Here is a 16613-nt window from a genome sequence, read left to right as displayed (position 1 = left end):
CGATCTTGACTATCTGTTGAGCTAGTAAAAGGTCGGGGAATCCGACCTTTTACGCCGGATAGATGGCGACAATGCGGGCGACGTTGACGATGGCGTCGGCTGGTATTGTGATCTTTTTGCCTTCGTTGCTGTAAATCGTGCCGGTGAAACCGTGTTCGTGGCTGTTTTCAAGGCACCGCATCAGGTGTATTTCGCCGTCGGTGTCATGGATGGCTGCATCGTCGCCCGGTGCTACGGGGTCATCGGGCGAACATAAAACGGTTTCGCGCATTCTCAGTCGGGGCATGTTAAGTGTGTTGGCGACCCTTACGGCATAGACATTGCCGGACAGTGTCATGTTCTGCGGTGCCTCGACATAGGCAATCGGAAAGATTGTGGCGATCACCCGCCCGTTTTGCGCCCTGCCGACCACGGGAACCGCACCGCCAAACATTGGCGGTTCTGCCGATGGTACGCCCGATGATGCGGCAATGCTTGCGGGCGGCGGCGACGAAAATCGTTGCGCGGTTTCCCCGAAAATATCAGACAGTTTGGCGTGCTGCGTCTGCGCGATTTTGAGTTTGTTTTCCATGCGCAGGTCACGGGTTTTGCCGTTCTTGTAATGTCGCAATGCCGATTCATTAATGCCCGCGCGTTTGGCTACCGCCAGTGTGCTTTGCCCGGTTCTTTCCAGCCATCTGTTGAAGCTTTGGCGCTGGTCTTCAATCGGATCTGTCATTTTCTCCTGCTCCAAATGTCCTGCTGTTTCTTGGTTTTCGGCATTGTGCGCGCAACAGGTTCGCATTGTTATCGGCAAATAGTACGAATTATCGTTGACAATAGTTATAAATGCCGAATATGTTGGGTTCATCATCAGAAGAAAAGGCAGTGAACAATGTCGATTGATGCAAATCTGAACCGTATCCGGGCATGGCGGCATCACAAGGGCTTTGCGATTTATCGACTGGCCACGATGGCTGGTGTCAATGAGGCCGCAATTCGCAAGATTGACAGCCCGGAATGGAACCCGACCGCCAATACAATTCGCAAATTTGAGGCCGTTATCCCCGCCGATTTCATGATGGCGGCGAATGATACCGGTGCCCCGTCGGCCGCCAAGGCCGACCGGGGTGACGATCAGACCAAGGCGGCCTAGCGGGCTACCGACAGCATTTAAGTTCTCATACAACGGGAAATTGTTTTATGGCGAATACACCCCCAATTGCCCATGAAGCGGTACAGTCGGTTTTTACCGGCGCGTTCCGCCGCCATGTCGGCACCTATGATGCGGAAAACAAGGCGATCACGCTTAAGGCTTTGTCAAAGGGTGGTGTGATCAAGCCCCGGACGCTTGAATGTTATCGCGATGGTGAAAGCCTGCCGGGCATGGTCAATTTCCTGACGATTGCAAATTTTCTGCCCGCCACGTTTTCCAATGAAATCCTTGCGCTGGCCGGGCTTGGCAAGGCGGAAAAGCTTTCGCCCGGTGCTGTCACCATTCATCAGGCGATGGCGCATGCCGCGGAGGTTCTTGCACAACATTCGCAGCATATGGCCGATGGCATCCTTGACCATCGCGAGGCCAAACAGGACCTTGAGGCGATGATCCACTTGCTGGAAACCCTGCAGAATGCCGTCGCGGTCATCAGCAATGTTCACGCATTCCCTGCGTCGCGATCCAAGCGGGCCGGGGGTGCGGCATGAGCAACGGGAACTTTACCAAGGCACCCGTCCAGGTAGGCGCATGCCTGACCAAAGTAATTACAAATTTCCGTGACTCATCCGGTCACAAATCAAACGATAACTATGTCGGCGGCGGGCATCCAAAGATCATTTGCAAGATATCAAAGCAGGCATGGATGCCGGCGCTTGAAGCAACTGAAAATCTGTATCTGATCGCAGAAGCCTTCAATGTCGCCAATGAAACCGGTCTTACGCCAAGTCAGCTACGCGCACAGCGGGATGAATTGCTGGATGCGTTTAAAGCAATCGGTGCTGCCGATGAAGCAGATTTGATCGGCGCCAGTGACCCGGCAATCCGAGGGCTGCTCTATGCGGCGATAAGGGTGGCACGTGCCGCCATCGCCAAAGCGGAGGACCGGTCATGAGCCAGCGCGTCAAAACCGATCCGCAGACAGAACTGGTCGATGCCGCGCGGGCTTTCCTTCTGGATGTATATGGCAAGGCCCCGAAAGAGGCGATGTGCGGCATGACGCCGGACGGGCTGTTTCAGGCGCTTTACAGCATGTCGCCGTCGGCGGCGGCCCGCAATGCCAAGGCCAACCCGGATGGCGCGCCCAGCATTCGACTGGTGCAGGCCATCAAGCGGGCGGAAAGGGCAAAGCCATGACCGCCATCAAGAAACCCGTCCTTCCCCTGGCGCATGTGCCGCATGTGCCGGTTCCGGCCAATGATGCGCTGCCGCGCGCGACCAAGGCGTTGCCGGGGATATCGCAACAGATCGGTTTTGGCGGCCGTCGGCGTGACCTGCCGGTGGTGGTGGAGGCCAAGCGGCCGCAGCGCATCAATGTCATGGATTGCGCCGAAAAGGCGTTTTTCCCGTGGCTGGTGTGGTCGATCTATTGTTCCTATGACCAGGACGATGCGGATAATCGCGCGGTGATCGATGCGATGAAGCGCGATCTTGATCTTTGGGCCGATCTGATGCTGCCCGGTCAGTGGTCGGACTTCAAGCGCGAAGCCAACAATGCGGTCATGGCCGCCCTTGAACCGATGTTCGACAGGAATGCGGGCGGCTGGCAATCGATCAAGGTTCTGATGGTGTTTCTGCTGCTGGTCAAATGGGTCGATACCCATGCCGACCAGCCGATGTTCACCACGGATATCGCCCGCGTTCTGGCCGATATCGCCGCCCATCTTGACCGGTTGCATGGCGATGAATGCGATGCGGTCGAGCCATCGGCCCACAAGATGCTGGGCAAGGTGATCGCGCGGGTCAAGCAATGCGGCCTGTTTCAGTGGCTGCCGGATTATCGGGGGATTGAGGCATGACATCCCTTGGTGCGGCGATGGTTGGTGGACGGACGGGGATCACGGGCGACCGGTTGCGCCAGCAGGATGATTTCTATCCGACGCCGCCCGAAGTATTCGAGGCGCTGTTTCGCCGGATGCCGCACCTTAAGGGCAAACGCATCTGGGACCCGGAATGCGGTGATGGCGTTCCGGCGCGGGTGATGGAAAGCCATGGCTGCAAGGTGATCGGGACGGATCTGATTGATCGGGGTTATGGCACGGGAGGGGTCAATTTCCTGTCGGTCATGCGGCCGCGCGGATCGATCATCATCACCAATCCGGCCTATGACGCGAACCATCCCGCGCAGTTCATCGAACATGCGATGCGCATGCATGTCGGGGAAATGTGGCTTTTGCTGAAATCGACATACTGGCACGCGGAAAACCGGCAGGGGCTGTATCGCCGTCATCGCCCGAAATGGAAGCTTGAACTGACCTGGCGGCCCGATTTCCTTGGGCTGGGGCGCCCGACGATGGAATGCGCGTGGTTCGGCTGGGATCGGGACTGGACGCGTGCGGAAACCCTGCATGACCTGCTGGCGAAACCTTCGATGGATAATCTTGATCTGTTCATGCCTGAACCCGGTTCGCGGGTGGTGAATTACCGCAACGATAATCAGGCGGAAACAACACTTTTGTAAGGCCCCGGCGGGTGGGGCGTTGGTGGCTGGGCAAGTGCCATCAACAGGACCCGACAGGGATCAGACGGGCCGTACCCTGATGCAGAAATAACCCCGTCATCCGGTGGAGGGCAACTCCTGCAAGCCTCCCCGCACTCGCGACCGGACCCAACCCCGTTACCCCGCTTGAAGGCAGGGTCGGGGTTTTGGGGTGAAAGCCCGTAGGCCACGATAGCGCCAGTGAGGCGGGCATTATTTTGAAAGCACAAGCACCACAGACAAAGGAGGTTTAGATGCGTCGCTAGTATGAAGCCGCCGAGTAAGGGCGGGATAACGAGCAAAGCCAAAAGCCCCTTACCCGGTTCCGGGTGGGGCTTGCGGCAATAGAAGGCCGGGCGGTCTGTTTCCTCAAACCTTGTTATCCGCTTGGTGTGCTGTCCGGTCTTCGATCCATTTCTGTTCATGCGAGGGTGACGACATGACAAATCCCGTGACCGATATCGAATCAGCCGCCGCGCGCGGATCCGCGCCGCGCCCTGTGACCTGCCCGCTTGACCTGATCGGGCTGTTGCGGATTGCGGCAAGCAGGCATTCCGCCCAGCCGCCGCACGAAAAGGCATTGAATGTGCTGCGCACCGCAATCGACCGGCGGGCGGAATATCTCAATGACCGTCATGCCTGCCGGGTTTCCGGCGCGGTGATATCCGTGCCCGCGATGGTTGATCTTGCCAATGCGGTGCTGGAAAAGGCGGAGTTGCATGATTTGCGGCTGCCCTATCCCGGTGCCAAATTCTCGCTGGCGGAACATTGCCAGGCGGCAAATGACAACCGCCGCACCCGCTCATCGTTTGATACGGTCGGGGGTGTGTGATGGGGCGGGCAGAAACATTCGCCGAAATCATGGCGGTCACACTTGGCGAGGTCGCCAACGAAAACCGCCGGCCCGCCGATATCGTCAATGCCATCGTCTATGACCTGTCGGTTGCGGGCTTCGCGGTGCGCCGGACTTTTGATCGCGTCGATTATCACAGGGACATCATCGTTCTGTATGAACCGGGCCAGACCGGCGTTTCGGGTGCCAGCCATCATGATGCGATGATGGTGCTGGAAGCGGGCAGCGCGGTTGATCTGCGCGGTGAACATGGCTGGCTGGTGGTGTGGTCGGAGCAGGGGCGCAAGCGTTCCGCCTGGTTCGATGCCGAGGGCAAAAGCCCGATCCTGACCGATTACCGTGTGGCCAACCCGCGCACGCCGGTCGCCGGTGCGGTCGCGGAACTGAAACGCGAGGTGGCGTGATGGAGCCCGAAAAATGGACTGACCGCATCAGCGCCAAGGCCAATCAGATCAAGTGGTGCGTCCATGTGATCGGCCCTGATGATGTGATGGCGATGCCGTCATATGAGGCGGCGGTTGAAATGGCGCAACGCTGCAATCGCGATATCGTCGCGCATGATTTCGAACGGCTGATCGATATCATCTGCTTTGCGGTTGCTGCCCCGTATCACGGGGATGATCACGCCGCCGCCCTTGACAACGAACTGGCCAAGCAATGGCTTGCCGAACAGGAAGGATTAAAATCATGAGCAATCAAGCACTTGAAGAAATCGCCGCAGAACGCCAGCGCCAGATCAGTGGCGAAGGGTGGACGCCTGAGCATGATGATACCCATAAAATGGGTGAATTGGCGCGGGCTGCTTCTGTTTACGCGTTCTGTGCCGCCGATGCGGTTAGTCCCGAAGTGGCGCGTTCACAGGGCGCCAGTTTCCTTCCGCCTTTCGACTGGCCATGGTCACCGGAATGGTTCAAACCCACCAACCGCCGCCGCGATCTTGTCAAGGCTGGTGCGCTGATCGTGGCAGAGATCGAGCGGCTGGACCGTCTGGCGGCCAAGGCAGGGGACGGGGCAAATGAAATATGATCATGCCCGCTTTGCCCGCCGCCGTTGGCGCGCCCGGTTTGAGCGCCTTGGCAATATCGCTGTGGTGCTGTCGGTTCTGTTCCTTCTGGCTGTTACGTTCGGGTGGGTCCAATGAAACGCGCATTTTCCCTTCTGGCGCTGGCGGGGCTGTGGTGCGTGATTGCGGTCTGTGCGCCGCTGTCGCGCCCGATTGACGAGGATGGCTGCGATGCCGATCCCCGTTAAGACCACCAATCCCTATCACTGTGCGCAGCATGACATGACGCGGGTCATGCATGTTTCCACGCAGGGCTATAGCGTTCTGTGCTGCCCGCTTTGCGCGATTGATCCGGCGGAATTCAGGCCGGGCGAAACCGCCTGCACCATGCCGGATCTGCGCGCCTGGCTTGGTAAACTCAATGAAGCCCATGACCGGGCGGTGAGGGTGTGATGGCTTGGAAATTTCCCTTGGCTTGGAAGCGCAAACTTGATGCCGGTGATGCTGCCCTGCATCGCTCCCTTGAGCGGTTCGTATCACCGGGAACACCCGTGACCGCGTTTCAGCATGAACTGCTTGATATCCTCAAGGAAGAGTGCGCCGAGGTGGCGGGGCGCGCCAGCAAGGCCACCCGTTTCGGCCTGGACGAAACCCAGCCGGGGCAACCGGACGATAATGCTGCCCGGTTGGGCGAAGAAATCGGCGATGTGCTGGTCATGATTGAACTGGTAAAGCGGCACTGCGGCGTAACGGATGCAAGCATACAGGTCGGTCTTGAGCGCAAGCCGCGCCAGCTTCGCAAATATATGCAGCATATCCCAGAAGGGTTGGAACTATGATGTCCAGATATCCGATAGCCTATAGTCCGCGTGTGTTGCATCTGCCCGGTGATTTTGGCGGGTGCATCCTGATGCCCGCCATTTTCGGGCCGGTGCTGGATTTCTCTGCCCGTCCTGATTTCGCACATGTCGCGACGGTGACGGTCCGGTCAACAGGTGTTCGTATCCTGTTGCTGCGCAGGGTTGGGGGTTGGTGACAGGCGTTTCAGTTGTTCGTGTGACGCGAACAACTGGCAAAGAAAATGCCCCGGCTATGCGGGCCGGGGCGGGTATTGCAACAGTGAAAGGAACTTTCGCAATGAGTGCCAATTTTAACGCAATTAACGATAATCTGTCCAGCCAAACCGTCGTGACGCTGGATTTCCACGGGTCGAAAATCGCCACATTCGAAGCCGATGGCAAGCCGCATGTTGCTCTGCGCAGTGTGTGCGATGCTATCGGCCTGTCGTGGGCTGGTCAGCGCGAAAAGGTTCTGCGTGATCCTGTTCTGTCATCAACCGTACGTGTGACACGTACGGTTGCCGAGGATGGCCGATTGCGTGAAATGTCGGCGCTGCCGCTTGATATGCTGCAAGGCTGGCTGTTCAAGATCGATGCCTCGCGGGTCCGGGCAAGCCTTCGCCCGCGCGTCATCATGTTTCAGCGGGAATGCTATCACGCGCTGTCTGCCTACTGGTCGCGGGGTGTCGCGGTGCAACCTGCGATTCTGCGCGATGATCTTGACGGTCTGGTAACCGGCCTTTCACCGGATGTCGAGCGGGTGATTGGCGGCATCATCAAAAAGGTCATCATCAAGGCGCTGGATGACCGGCTTGATGGCATGATCGAAGATCGTCTTGCCCGTGATCCGCGCATGGGGGCGGTTACGGCCATTCCGGCCTTGCTGGTTGCCATCGAGCGCGGCGTTGCCAAGCGCCCGCGCGGTTTCATTCAGGCGGTCAGCAATGCGCTGACCCGCTATTGCGAAAGCAGCCCGCATTTCACCATCCACCGTGACGTCTATGGCCGCAAGCTGTTCCCGCGCGAGGCAATTAACGAATGGATCGCCAAAGGCGGCTGGGGCCCGATGAAAGACCGTCTTGACCGGAAATGTGGCGGTCAGAGCGTTCTGCGCCTTGTTGGGAAGGGTCCTAAATGATGGCCGGTTCGCGTCTGGATGGCTGCCCGCACCCCCGTTTTGGGGGTGCGGGCGCGGCCTACGTAGTTGCCCGTAAGCCCAATTTGGGCGTGACGGCGGCGCAAGGGGGGTTCTGCGGGTTTCGAGCCGGTCAGATTGACCGTCCGGGGGCGGGGCGCGGTGCGTTTAACTGCGTTCGTAGTTGCCCGGACCGTCAATCTGACGGTGTGCTGTCGCTATGTACTCAAATTGATGACATGAGCACGTCAATATTGACTATCGCGGACAGGGGGCGTAAGGTAACGCCCATCAACGGGAAAAATCCGTTGTGGGGGCCTTCAAACTCCCTGTTCAAGACGGTTAGCCGTCACGTCAGTTACGGCTATTTTTGTGCCTGGATTCCGGGTGCGATCCTCCGCTTACGGCGGGAGGGCGGTGAATACAAGACCCTTCGGGGGAATAAACCCGCCTGCCTCTTGACAGGTTTGAAGCCTCCCGCCACCAGCGCGGTCCTTCAAAGCTTCGTTGGTGGTCTGTTTAACAGCCATCAAGAGGGCTTTGACATGACCAAGCATGATTCCGCGCGCGATCTGCCCGCGACACTGACTTTCCAGAATACCGAACTTTCGATTATCGACCGTGACGGGGTGCCGTGGCTGACCAGCGCGGATCTTGCGCGGGCTTTAGGTTTTGCGGATCCGCGCAAGCTGTCGAACATGTTCAATCGACACAAGGACGAATTTACCGATGATATGGCCCATGTCCTCAAATTGAGGACGGGGCGGCAGGCGGCTCCCGCCAGCGTCCGGATATTCAGTCCGCGCGGCGCGCAATTGATCGCCATGCTGGCCAAGACGCCACGGGCGAAGGATTTCCGGCGCTGGGTTCTCGATGTGCTGGAAGGGCTGGCACCCGCGCCCGGTAACATGGCCGATGATGCGGATCTGCGCCGCAAGATCGTGGCGGAGGTCACGCAGCAGGTTATGGCATCGATCACGCCGCATCTGCCGGTGGCTCCTGCGCCGCAGCCCGCCCTGCCATTGGCGCGGGGTGATCTGCCGCGCCTGACCGAGGGGCAGGCCCTGTTTATGATCGAGGGGCGGCAGGTGATTGTCGATACCCGCGATGCGGAGCCAGAGCGCGGCGAGCGTGCGGTTGTGATCCGGGTCGAGGATGGCGCAGGCCCGATTGTGGTCACCATCCTGGGCGATCCGCCGATCAAAACATGGTTCGACCGCTGCAAGATTTATGATTCCGGCGTCAAATGGCTGATCCCCGTCGGGGTCGTCATCGGGCGCGTTGTTTGGGAGGGTGATTATCGTGGTTGATACTGCCAAAAAATCAGAGTGCTGGGTATGTGATGGTGCGCCGCCAGCGATCTTTCGTGGCAAATGCGAAAAGCACGATGTCTGTGACCAATGCGGAACGCCGCGCGCGCAGCTTGCGGAAATCCCATGGGGAACGCATGGCGGGTTCCTTTGCCAGCCGTGCGACCGGAAAAACAAGGCGGAACTTATTGCCGGTTATGACAGCGATGACCACGACGATAGCGAGTGGCGCGATTGTCTGAAATGCCCGAATTGCGGCAAAGAAAGCCACCCGGAAATGGAAGATTATCGGGGTGAGGGCGAGGAATACGAAACCAATTGCCCGCATTGCGATCTGCCGATGAAGGTCGTTACGACCTATACGGTTGAATGGTCAACAGCCAAGGCTGTGAAAGGGGGTGCGTGATGCAATCCAACGAGGAACTGGCCCGTTACATTGCGGATGCGACCGGATATCTCAAGGGGTCGTTTCGATATACCAAGGTATTCCTACGCGCCTGCCGGGTGCTTGACGTGCTGAATGTCGGGCGGGAAATGGATAGTGCGCCCACGGATGGCACGACGATCCTGTTGCAAACGTCGGATTTCGGCTGGGTCGAAGGATTCTGGAATGTCCATGTCGCCAATTTCTACAAGTCGCAAGCCTGTTGTGCCTGCTATGACCCGGACAACGCGCAGGGAGACTGGTGTGCGGTGATGCCGCTTAATCGCGAGGGTGGCGACCAGCGGCTTTATTGTGGTTTCACGCCGCAACGCTGGTTGCCATGCGCTGAAAAGTGGATCGATCCGGATTGGGCGTGGTCCGGGGATGGTGATTGATGGCTGAAACCCTCAAACACACCCTTGCGGACATGGCTGATGCCATCAAGGCGCGGTATCGGCCGTCCGAGGTGGTGGAGCCGTTTGTAAAGCTGAAACGTCATGGGGTGGAGCGGGTCGGATTGTGCCCGTTCCACACCGAAAAATCGGGCAGCTTTACGGTCAATGACCGCAAGGGGATTATCCATTGTTTCGGGTGTGGCTGGTCGGGTGATCTGATCGGGTTTTATGCCGAAATCCGCAATATCAAGCCGGTCGAGGCGATCCGGATTCTGGCGGCCGACGCCGGGATCGATGACCCTGTGGCACGCGAAAGGCTCGCACGGCAATCGCGCGAACAGGCGGAACGTCGCGAACGGGAACAGGCCAAGGCCAAGCAAAGCGATGCGGTGAAATTGCGCAATATCTTTGCCGCCCGCACCCCGATGGTGGGCAGTGCCGTCGAAACCTACCTGCGGTCGCGCAAATGCTGGCCGGGGGTGGAAATCCCGACAATCGGGTGCCTGAATGATTATCCTTACTGGCATGACGGCAAGATCATCGGGCGGTTTCCGGTGATGGTGGCGGTGATGCTGATGCCGGATCGCAGTTTTGCCGGGCTGCATATGACATATTTGCGGGCCGATGGCGGCGGCAAGGCGGAGGTCATCTGCCCGGATACGGGCGAGGTGTTGCCGTCCAAAAAGGTGCGCACCGCGATCCCGCTTATCAGCGGGTGCGGCATTTACCTGACGCCATTGCGGGCGCATATAGGGGTGGCGGAGGGTATTGAAAATGCCCTGACATGGATGATCCGGCGGCCCGAATGGGGCTTTGTTGCGGCATACAGCCTTGACAACCTGGCGGGGCATGGGCTGGGCGAGGGGAAGCCGCGGCGTGACGTGCCAAAGCGGCGTTATCCATCCAAGGAACCGGCGATGTCCCAGCCCGGATATCGCCCGCCATGGGGTGATGAAATGCTGGCTTGGCGGGACGCGGAGCCGGTGCGCGACATATCGGTTCTGGCCGATAATGACAGCAAGGATCCGGTTGCCGCCCGGTGCCTGTTCGAGCGCGCACGGCGCAAATTTTCAAATATCGGATACCGGTCGCGGGTAATTTTCCCGCCTGCCGGAAAAGACTGGAATGACGTGATCAGGGGTGGAATGCATGAAAAAGAAGCTTGATGCCGCGAACGAAAATGACGCATTTGACCCGATTGACGATACCGATGCCGATACGCCGTTTATCGACCCGGATACGGATAATGCATCGATGCTGGCCGATGCCGGGCCGTGCCCGGTGCAGTGCCTGGGGCATAATGACGGGCGGTTTTATTTTGTCACGCCATCCGGGCAATTGCGCGATCTGGTGGCGAAAAGCCTTGGCAACCGGCAGGAAATCACCGCCCTGATGGAACAAAAGGCCAAATGGGCCGGGCGTGCCTTTCCGAAATTCAACAGGGACAAGGAATATGTCGGCCCGGATTATCCGCGTACGGGTGAATGGCTGATCATGGAATGCGCCAAAAAGGGGATTTTCAGCCCTGACAAGGTGCGCGGGCTTGGCGTCTGGAAGGATGTGCGTGGCGGGTTGATTGTCCATTGCGGCGACAAGCTGATGCTGTCCAGCGGGGCGAAATCGATTGACGCGGGTGCCGCCCTTGACGATGGCTGGGTCTATCCTGCGCAGCCTCCCTTGCCCGCGCAGTTGCGCCCGGCGATGTTCGAACCGGCCAATACCGCCCAGATGAAGATGGTCTATGACCATATCAAAAGCTGGAACTTCCTGGAGCCTTCGGGGGCGCAAATCTGCCTTGGCATCATGGGCCTGATCTGTGTTTGCGGGGCGCTGGATCGTCGTCCGACGCTGTGGCTTACGGGTGATGCGGGCATGGGCAAGACGGAGTTGTTGAAGCTTCTGACGCAGCCGATTGGCGGGCTTGATTACACATTGCGGTCATCGGATGCATCGGCAGCGTGGGCGCGCGCCGCACTCAAGGGCGCGGCAAGGCCGATCTTCCTTGATGAAATGGAGCCGGGGCCACGCGCAGCGGCGGCAATGGAACTGGCAAGGCTTGGCTTTTCATCCGATCAGGCAGGCGTTGGCCGTGCCAGTGCCGATCAGAAAGCGATATTGCAGCGGATCACCGCGCAGTTTGTCTTCGGATCGATCCTGCATCCCGAACCCAAACCGCAGGATCAGACCCGCATTCACTTTGTCGAAATGACCCGCCTGACGCCAAATGCGCAGCAGATCGCGGAATTCGAGGCGCGGGAAGCCGCCATTCGTGACCTTGGCCCGCGCATCTGGTCACGCATGATTTTGGGCTATTCCCGGTTTCTGTCGAACATGCTGGTCTATCGCGGGGTTCTGGGTGCGTCGTCCTATTCCCGGCGCATGACGGACAAGTTTGCGCCGGTTCTGGCGGCGGTCGAGACGCTTTTGCATGATGAAGTGATCGACCCGGCGGTTGCCGCCGATCAGCTTTCGGAATGGGGGCTTGATACGCCGGAGGTCAATGACAGCGAATCAGATGAATGCCTGAACCATCTGATGTCCTGTCAGGTGGATACCTGGCGCGGCGGGGATCGCCCGACGGTTGGCCAGATGATCGATGAAATCCTTGCGGGCATGAATGGTGCGATGCATGAATACGAGGATGGCAAGCGCATGGCGGAAAAGATACTGCCGGCCTATGGCCTGCGGCTTGCCAAGGATAACGATCATGCGCCGGGTGAGTTCAGGTGGCTTCTGGTGGCGAACAAGCACACCGCACTTGCCAAGCTGTTTCGTGATACGCGCTGGCAGGGCGGGGTGCATCGGCAGGCGCTGGCGCGCATTCCCGGTGCTGTCAACGGGGATCGGGTTGGTCGCTTTGCGGGGGCGATCACGCGGTTTGTCAAAATCCCGCTGGACATTCTCAAGGGGGTCAGTCAAGGTGGTGATCCGTGACCAAACACCACCACCCCGCACCCCGATAATAAAGCGGTGCTTCGCAGTTGTTCATGCTGTGGCAGGGTCTGAATGGTGGAATGTAACGCTGTACCGGATTGGTGTTACATTTTTTGTTACGGATAACCCCTTGAAAAACAAGACTTGTAACAATGTAACGCATGTAACACCGTTATAAGCCTCCATGTGTGCGCGCCTGCGCATACGTATATAATCACTGTTACACCTGTTACATTGTTACAAGATATATATATCAATAACTTAGGCGTAACAAAAAATGTAACGCCTAAAATCGGAGCGTTACACATGGCAAAACAGGATGAAGCGGTCGGCAAAAAACTTACCCCGGAATCGGTATTGAGCGGAGTAACTCCGCGCTTTGTCGAAGATGGGCAGGCATGGTTAGACACGTCAACGTCGCCTGGCACATTGAAAAGATGGTCTGACAGGTATGGGAAATGGGTGGAGGCAGAGAAATGGCAAAGCGCGATGTAATGGATGTCTGGTCGGCCCTGCAATGGGTGGTGCGCGACCAGAAGGCGGACAAGGCTTTTGCCGCCAATGACGAAACGCGGATGCTGTCGCCCGGTGGTTCGGTCACGGGTGCGATGGCCCGGATCGGTGAGTTGCGTGCGCGGATCGATGGCGGCGGGATTATTCGCGGGGCGGATCTTGATGCGGATGCCGAACTGATCTGGATGAATGTGCTGATGCTTGATCATGAATGGCGGGACGGTGCGCTTGCCGGGATGATCGGCAATGATCTTCCGGGGCGGATGGCGGGCTATATGGCGGCCTGCCGGGTCGAGCCGGTGCGCGATATGGTCAATGCTGCGCGGTCAGGCGATATGCCGTTCTGGTATCCGGGTGGTGTGCGCGTTCATTCGGCAGCGACGCGGCGTGAGGTCGAGGAATCGCGGCTGGAATATATCATGATCTGGGATATGCTCGACCTGCTTGCCACGAGGTTGGGGCAAAGCACAAGGCTGGGCATTGTCATTGAATTGCCCGCAATTGCGCGGCTTCCGTGGAACAGTCGAAAAAAGATGTTTGACAAATGCGGCTGATGCTGTATTGACTTTTCAGACCGCCATAGAAGCGCCCGCCGGAGAAATCCAGCGGGCGTTTTGTTTGGTGGTGAAGTCTCCCTGTGCTTCCGGTTGATGATGACCAATGCACATTGGATGTTTTCTCCCTGAATGTCTCAGACTTGGCGGCGGTGATCCTTCGGGACGCCGCCGCAGTCTTTTGCGAGGTGTCCATGCCTGCACTACCGACCAAGCCCTGTGCCTTGGCCCGGTGTGGTCGGCTGGCGCAACCGGGGGAGCGATACTGCGCCGCGCATAAGCAGGAACATCGCAAGCGCGATGATCAGCGGCGCGGGTCATCCAATGATCGGGGATACACTTCGAAATGGCGCAAGGCGCGTGAAGCATTCCTGAAAGAACATCCACTGTGCTGTCGCTGCGAGGCGGATGGCATGGTGACGGCGGCATCGGTCGTTGACCATATCGTGCCGCACAAGGGTGATCAGAAGCTGTTCTGGCGGCGGTCGAACTGGCAGCCGCTTTGCAAGCATCACCATGATGTCAAGACGGCGACCGAGGATGGCGCTTTCGGGCGCAGCGTCGCCCAGGGTGGGGGAGGGTCAAATCCCTAGCCCCCAACCACCCACGACCGACTGGGTGGTCACGTGTTTGTGCGTGGGAAATTGAAAAGGAAAAACCCATCAGGAAAAGCCCTTGGTCATGAAGCCGGGCAGCCTTGGGAACAGGGTGATTTCCGTCGATGAGGTGATGACATGGCGCGCGGACGAAAGCCGGATATCAAAGATAACGTTATACCGCTGACCGTTGATGGTCGCAGTCGCGATCCAGAAGCGCGCAAGCGCGAATCTGCTGAACAGGCGGCGGCGTTGAAGCCGTCTGGCATGCCGAAAGATGTGGCGCGTTTCTGGGATGATGTGGCACCCGCGCTAGCGGAAAGGAACCGCCTTGACCCGCTGTTCGTGTGGTCGCTGGTCGAGTTGTGCCATTGCCTGGCGAAGATGGCGGAATATCGAGACGCCTTCCGGGCGCTTGGGGAGACCTATGAGGTATTCGGGCGCAACGGAAAACAGATGAAATCACGGCCGGAGGTCGCGCAGTTCAACGAAACCCGGCGCACCGCACTGCGTCTTTTTGCCGAATTCGGCATGACGCCGAGTGCCGCGCGGGCGTTGAACAGTGCCGTAGGGCAGGGTGATTTGTTCGATGACTTCGACGACTTCGCAAGCAACCGGGTCACGTAAACGCAAAGCCCGCAAGGTTACCCGTGCCGTGCTGGCAAAGAAGGTGCCCGAAGCGGTGCTTGGCCATGTCAGCACGATCTATGCGCTGGATGTTGTCGAGGGGAAGATACCGGCCTGCAAGCTGCGGATTGCCGCCTGTCAGCGCCAGTTGAACGATCTGGTTTATGGCCCCGCAAGGGGCCTTTATTTTTCGATCCCGCGTGCCGATCATGCGATCCGGTTTTTCGGGTATCTGCGGCATTCCACGGGCAAATGGGGCGGTCAGGTCTTTGAACTGGCGAACTGGCAGGCATTCTGCACGGCTGTCATGTTTGGCTGGCTGTGGGAAGCCACGCAAAAGCGCCGGTTTCGCATGGCCTATATCGAGGTGCCGCGAAAAAACGGCAAGTCGACGTTCCTGTCGCCGATCGGGCTTTACATGATGGTCGCCGATGGTGAGCCGGGCGCGCAGGTCTATGCCGCCGCCACCAAGGCCGACCAGGCAAAGATAGTTTTTGACGAAGCCGCCAAAATGGCGCGCACCAGCCCGGTTTTGCGCAAGCGCATCCGGGAACGTGCGCATCACATGGAGCATCCGAAATCATTTTCGGTGTTCAAGTATATTTCGGCGGACGGCAAGCGTCTGGATGGTCTGAACAGCCATTGCAACATCATTGATGAGGTCCATGCGCATCCCAACCGGTTGCTGATTGACGTTCTGCGTACAGGGACAGGTGCCCGCGAACAGCCATTGACGGTGGAAATCACCACGGCTGGTGCGGATCCGCATTCGATCTGCCGCGAACATCATGATTACACGGTCAATGTCCTGAAAGGGCTGTTCGAAAACGATGGCTGGTTCGGGTTTATCTGTTCGATCGATCCCGGCGATGACCCGTTTGACGAAATAAGCTGGAAAAAAGCCAACCCGAATTACGGAATTTCGGTGTTCGCCGATGGCCTTAAAGCCGAATTCAAGGAGGCGGAAGATAACCCGTCTGCCTTGGCGTCGAAGATGCGGCTTTATCTGAATGTCTGGAGCCAGACGTCGGAAATCTGGCTCGATATCGAGAAATGGCGCGCCTGCGAAACTGTATATGATCGCGCATCCATGCGGGGGCGTCGGTGCTATATCGGGCTTGATTTCGGCGCGGTTAGCGACATTACGGCCCTTGTTCTGGTGTTTCCGCCTGTTGATCCCGGTGAACCGGTCAAGATCATGCCGTTTTTCTGGGTGCCGTTCGGCACGATTGAGAAACGCCGGGTAGATCAGGCGGTGCCATACGATGTCTGGCTGCGCGACGGTTTGATTTTTCAGACCGAGGGCACGGCAACAAACTATGACGCCATAGAGCATTTCATTATCGGGGATGACGCCGGCAATACCGGCCTGATCAACGAATTCGAGGTGATGGAAGTAGATTATGACCGGTATTTCGCCGGTCAGTTGATCCAGCATCTTGAGGAACGTGACGTGCTGTGTGTTGCCTGCGGGCAGGGTTTCGTCAGCATGGCGGCACCGTGCCGCGAGTTGGAACGGCTGGTACTTGAGGGTTCTATTGCGCATGACGGCAATCCTGTCATGGACTGGATGATCGCCAATACCGCCGTCAAGATGGATGACAGCGGCAATATGCGCCCGATCAAGCCGGATACCCGCAAGGACATGCGCAAGATCGATGGCGTGGTCGCGATGCTGATGGCGCTGGGCCGGATGATTTCGGCAGAAGAAGACAGCAACGTTATTTCATATGAGCCGGGCAGCATGTTCGGTTGACGG

26 protein-coding genes are annotated in these 16613 nt (G+C 58.3%); 25 read left to right on the top strand and 1 reads right to left on the bottom strand.

From position 1 onward, the window contains the following. Positions 1-49: 49 nt before the first annotated feature. Positions 50-718: a helix-turn-helix transcriptional regulator gene (locus tag BC440_RS11090; RefSeq protein WP_063092980.1), complete on the bottom strand. Its 669-nt coding sequence runs from the start codon at positions 716-718 to the stop codon at positions 50-52. A 156-nt stretch (positions 719-874) separates the two neighbouring features. Between BC440_RS11090 and BC440_RS11085 the strand changes: the two genes are divergently transcribed. From BC440_RS11085 to BC440_RS10970, 25 genes are all read left to right on the top strand, one after another. After that, a complete protein-coding gene (locus tag BC440_RS11085) occupies positions 875-1135 on the top strand; it encodes a helix-turn-helix transcriptional regulator (RefSeq protein WP_063092981.1) in 261 nt (86 codons plus the stop codon). A gap of 47 nt (positions 1136-1182) precedes the next feature. Continuing rightward, complete coding sequence (locus BC440_RS11080) at positions 1183-1683, top strand: hypothetical protein (RefSeq protein ID WP_071240149.1); 501 nt, start codon at positions 1183-1185, stop codon at positions 1681-1683. Then, positions 1680-2087: a hypothetical protein gene (locus BC440_RS11075; protein WP_071240148.1), complete on the top strand. Its 408-nt coding sequence runs from the start codon at positions 1680-1682 to the stop codon at positions 2085-2087. The genes BC440_RS11080 and BC440_RS11075 overlap by 4 nt, the downstream gene beginning before the upstream one ends. Then, positions 2084-2329: a hypothetical protein gene (locus BC440_RS11070; RefSeq protein WP_071240147.1), complete on the top strand. Its 246-nt coding sequence runs from the start codon at positions 2084-2086 to the stop codon at positions 2327-2329. The genes BC440_RS11075 and BC440_RS11070 overlap by 4 nt, the downstream gene beginning before the upstream one ends. Continuing rightward, positions 2326-2991, top strand: coding sequence for a hypothetical protein (locus tag BC440_RS11065; RefSeq protein ID WP_071240146.1), 666 nt, complete (start codon positions 2326-2328; stop codon positions 2989-2991). Before BC440_RS11070 ends, BC440_RS11065 begins: the two co-directional genes overlap by 4 nt. Continuing rightward, positions 2988-3653: a hypothetical protein gene (locus BC440_RS11060; RefSeq protein WP_071240145.1), complete on the top strand. Its 666-nt coding sequence runs from the start codon at positions 2988-2990 to the stop codon at positions 3651-3653. Before BC440_RS11065 ends, BC440_RS11060 begins: the two co-directional genes overlap by 4 nt. A 457-nt stretch (positions 3654-4110) precedes the next feature. Next, the gene (locus tag BC440_RS11055) at positions 4111-4503 is read left to right on the top strand and encodes a hypothetical protein (protein ID WP_071240144.1); all 393 of its coding nucleotides are present in this window, start codon (positions 4111-4113) and stop codon (positions 4501-4503) included. Beyond that, positions 4503-4928, top strand: coding sequence for a hypothetical protein (locus BC440_RS11050; protein WP_071240143.1), 426 nt, complete (start codon positions 4503-4505; stop codon positions 4926-4928). Before BC440_RS11055 ends, BC440_RS11050 begins: the two co-directional genes overlap by 1 nt. Beyond that, a complete protein-coding gene (locus BC440_RS11045) occupies positions 4928-5215 on the top strand; it encodes a hypothetical protein (RefSeq protein WP_071240142.1) in 288 nt (95 codons plus the stop codon). The genes BC440_RS11050 and BC440_RS11045 overlap by 1 nt, the downstream gene beginning before the upstream one ends. After that, a complete protein-coding gene (locus BC440_RS11040; protein WP_071240141.1) occupies positions 5212-5550 on the top strand; it encodes a hypothetical protein in 339 nt (112 codons plus the stop codon). Before BC440_RS11045 ends, BC440_RS11040 begins: the two co-directional genes overlap by 4 nt. Continuing rightward, a complete protein-coding gene (locus tag BC440_RS23625) occupies positions 5540-5665 on the top strand; it encodes a hypothetical protein (protein WP_282097244.1) in 126 nt (41 codons plus the stop codon). Before BC440_RS11040 ends, BC440_RS23625 begins: the two co-directional genes overlap by 11 nt. Before the next feature lie 93 nt (positions 5666-5758). Continuing rightward, positions 5759-5980 carry a hypothetical protein gene (locus tag BC440_RS11035; protein WP_071240140.1) on the top strand — a complete coding sequence of 74 codons (222 nt, stop codon included), beginning with the start codon at positions 5759-5761 and terminating at the stop codon, positions 5978-5980. Next, positions 5980-6366: a hypothetical protein gene (locus tag BC440_RS11030; RefSeq protein ID WP_071240139.1), complete on the top strand. Its 387-nt coding sequence runs from the start codon at positions 5980-5982 to the stop codon at positions 6364-6366. The genes BC440_RS11035 and BC440_RS11030 overlap by 1 nt, the downstream gene beginning before the upstream one ends. Continuing rightward, positions 6363-6563, top strand: a complete 201-nt coding sequence (locus tag BC440_RS11025; protein ID WP_071240138.1) for a hypothetical protein — start codon at positions 6363-6365, stop codon at positions 6561-6563. Before BC440_RS11030 ends, BC440_RS11025 begins: the two co-directional genes overlap by 4 nt. A 101-nt stretch (positions 6564-6664) precedes the next feature. Beyond that, positions 6665-7504 carry a phage antirepressor N-terminal domain-containing protein gene (locus BC440_RS11020; RefSeq protein ID WP_071240137.1) on the top strand — a complete coding sequence of 280 codons (840 nt, stop codon included), beginning with the start codon at positions 6665-6667 and terminating at the stop codon, positions 7502-7504. A gap of 542 nt (positions 7505-8046) precedes the next feature. Beyond that, the gene (locus BC440_RS22950; RefSeq protein WP_071240136.1) at positions 8047-8811 is read left to right on the top strand and encodes a BRO family protein; all 765 of its coding nucleotides are present in this window, start codon (positions 8047-8049) and stop codon (positions 8809-8811) included. Further along, a complete protein-coding gene (locus tag BC440_RS11010; protein ID WP_063092996.1) occupies positions 8804-9217 on the top strand; it encodes a hypothetical protein in 414 nt (137 codons plus the stop codon). The genes BC440_RS22950 and BC440_RS11010 overlap by 8 nt, the downstream gene beginning before the upstream one ends. Continuing rightward, positions 9217-9630: a hypothetical protein gene (locus BC440_RS11005; RefSeq protein ID WP_063092997.1), complete on the top strand. Its 414-nt coding sequence runs from the start codon at positions 9217-9219 to the stop codon at positions 9628-9630. The genes BC440_RS11010 and BC440_RS11005 overlap by 1 nt, the downstream gene beginning before the upstream one ends. Beyond that, positions 9630-10796 carry a CHC2 zinc finger domain-containing protein gene (locus tag BC440_RS11000; RefSeq protein WP_071240135.1) on the top strand — a complete coding sequence of 389 codons (1167 nt, stop codon included), beginning with the start codon at positions 9630-9632 and terminating at the stop codon, positions 10794-10796. The genes BC440_RS11005 and BC440_RS11000 overlap by 1 nt, the downstream gene beginning before the upstream one ends. Then, positions 10780-12564, top strand: coding sequence for a hypothetical protein (locus BC440_RS10995; RefSeq protein WP_071240134.1), 1785 nt, complete (start codon positions 10780-10782; stop codon positions 12562-12564). The genes BC440_RS11000 and BC440_RS10995 overlap by 17 nt, the downstream gene beginning before the upstream one ends. Positions 12565-12870: 306 nt before the next feature. Next, entirely contained in the window at positions 12871-13059 is a 189-nt protein-coding gene (locus BC440_RS10990; protein WP_063093000.1) for a hypothetical protein, read from the top strand. After that, a complete protein-coding gene (locus BC440_RS10985; RefSeq protein ID WP_139192112.1) occupies positions 13041-13631 on the top strand; it encodes a hypothetical protein in 591 nt (196 codons plus the stop codon). Before BC440_RS10990 ends, BC440_RS10985 begins: the two co-directional genes overlap by 19 nt. A 194-nt stretch (positions 13632-13825) precedes the next feature. Then, positions 13826-14224, top strand: coding sequence for an HNH endonuclease signature motif containing protein (locus tag BC440_RS10980; RefSeq protein ID WP_063093050.1), 399 nt, complete (start codon positions 13826-13828; stop codon positions 14222-14224). A gap of 141 nt (positions 14225-14365) precedes the next feature. Continuing rightward, entirely contained in the window at positions 14366-14854 is a 489-nt protein-coding gene (locus BC440_RS10975; protein WP_063093002.1) for a P27 family phage terminase small subunit, read from the top strand. Then, the gene (locus BC440_RS10970) at positions 14817-16610 is read left to right on the top strand and encodes a terminase TerL endonuclease subunit (protein ID WP_083379344.1); all 1794 of its coding nucleotides are present in this window, start codon (positions 14817-14819) and stop codon (positions 16608-16610) included. The genes BC440_RS10975 and BC440_RS10970 overlap by 38 nt, the downstream gene beginning before the upstream one ends. Positions 16611-16613 lie beyond the last annotated feature (3 nt).

The organism is Thalassospira sp. MIT1004 (genome assembly GCF_001858545.1).
In the GTDB taxonomy this organism is placed as follows: domain Bacteria; phylum Pseudomonadota; class Alphaproteobacteria; order Rhodospirillales; family Thalassospiraceae; genus Thalassospira; species Thalassospira xiamenensis.
This window is presented reverse-complemented; position numbering and strand designations above follow the sequence as displayed.

Excerpts from the sequence above, each read along its gene's own strand:
- BC440_RS22950 (WP_071240136.1), top strand. The coding sequence starts at position 8,047 with ATGACCAAGCATGATTCCGCGCGCGATCTGCCCGCGACACTGACTTTC.
- BC440_RS11060 (WP_071240145.1), top strand. The coding sequence starts at position 2,988 with ATGACATCCCTTGGTGCGGCGATGGTTGGTGGACGGACGGGGATCACG.
- BC440_RS11040 (WP_071240141.1), top strand. The coding sequence starts at position 5,212 with ATGAGCAATCAAGCACTTGAAGAAATCGCCGCAGAACGCCAGCGCCAG.
- BC440_RS10995 (WP_071240134.1), top strand. The coding sequence starts at position 10,780 with ATGAAAAAGAAGCTTGATGCCGCGAACGAAAATGACGCATTTGACCCG.
- BC440_RS11025 (WP_071240138.1), top strand. The coding sequence starts at position 6,363 with ATGATGTCCAGATATCCGATAGCCTATAGTCCGCGTGTGTTGCATCTG.
- BC440_RS11045 (WP_071240142.1), top strand. The coding sequence starts at position 4,928 with ATGGAGCCCGAAAAATGGACTGACCGCATCAGCGCCAAGGCCAATCAG.
- BC440_RS11070 (WP_071240147.1), top strand. The coding sequence starts at position 2,084 with ATGAGCCAGCGCGTCAAAACCGATCCGCAGACAGAACTGGTCGATGCC.
- BC440_RS11090 (WP_063092980.1), bottom strand. The coding sequence starts at position 718 with ATGACAGATCCGATTGAAGACCAGCGCCAAAGCTTCAACAGATGGCTG.
- BC440_RS11055 (WP_071240144.1), top strand. The coding sequence starts at position 4,111 with ATGACAAATCCCGTGACCGATATCGAATCAGCCGCCGCGCGCGGATCC.
- BC440_RS10975 (WP_063093002.1), top strand. The coding sequence starts at position 14,366 with ATGGCGCGCGGACGAAAGCCGGATATCAAAGATAACGTTATACCGCTG.
- BC440_RS11030 (WP_071240139.1), top strand. The coding sequence starts at position 5,980 with ATGGCTTGGAAATTTCCCTTGGCTTGGAAGCGCAAACTTGATGCCGGT.
- BC440_RS11050 (WP_071240143.1), top strand. The coding sequence starts at position 4,503 with ATGGGGCGGGCAGAAACATTCGCCGAAATCATGGCGGTCACACTTGGC.
- BC440_RS11000 (WP_071240135.1), top strand. The coding sequence starts at position 9,630 with ATGGCTGAAACCCTCAAACACACCCTTGCGGACATGGCTGATGCCATC.
- BC440_RS11020 (WP_071240137.1), top strand. The coding sequence starts at position 6,665 with ATGAGTGCCAATTTTAACGCAATTAACGATAATCTGTCCAGCCAAACC.
- BC440_RS11065 (WP_071240146.1), top strand. The coding sequence starts at position 2,326 with ATGACCGCCATCAAGAAACCCGTCCTTCCCCTGGCGCATGTGCCGCAT.
- BC440_RS10980 (WP_063093050.1), top strand. The coding sequence starts at position 13,826 with ATGCCTGCACTACCGACCAAGCCCTGTGCCTTGGCCCGGTGTGGTCGG.
- BC440_RS11075 (WP_071240148.1), top strand. The coding sequence starts at position 1,680 with ATGAGCAACGGGAACTTTACCAAGGCACCCGTCCAGGTAGGCGCATGC.
- BC440_RS23625 (WP_282097244.1), top strand. The coding sequence starts at position 5,540 with ATGAAATATGATCATGCCCGCTTTGCCCGCCGCCGTTGGCGCGCCCGG.
- BC440_RS10970 (WP_083379344.1), top strand. The coding sequence starts at position 14,817 with ATGACTTCGACGACTTCGCAAGCAACCGGGTCACGTAAACGCAAAGCC.
- BC440_RS11035 (WP_071240140.1), top strand. The coding sequence starts at position 5,759 with ATGCCGATCCCCGTTAAGACCACCAATCCCTATCACTGTGCGCAGCAT.
- BC440_RS10985 (WP_139192112.1), top strand. The coding sequence starts at position 13,041 with ATGGCAAAGCGCGATGTAATGGATGTCTGGTCGGCCCTGCAATGGGTG.
- BC440_RS11085 (WP_063092981.1), top strand. The coding sequence starts at position 875 with ATGTCGATTGATGCAAATCTGAACCGTATCCGGGCATGGCGGCATCAC.
- BC440_RS10990 (WP_063093000.1), top strand. The coding sequence starts at position 12,871 with ATGGCAAAACAGGATGAAGCGGTCGGCAAAAAACTTACCCCGGAATCG.
- BC440_RS11005 (WP_063092997.1), top strand. The coding sequence starts at position 9,217 with ATGCAATCCAACGAGGAACTGGCCCGTTACATTGCGGATGCGACCGGA.
- BC440_RS11080 (WP_071240149.1), top strand. The coding sequence starts at position 1,183 with ATGGCGAATACACCCCCAATTGCCCATGAAGCGGTACAGTCGGTTTTT.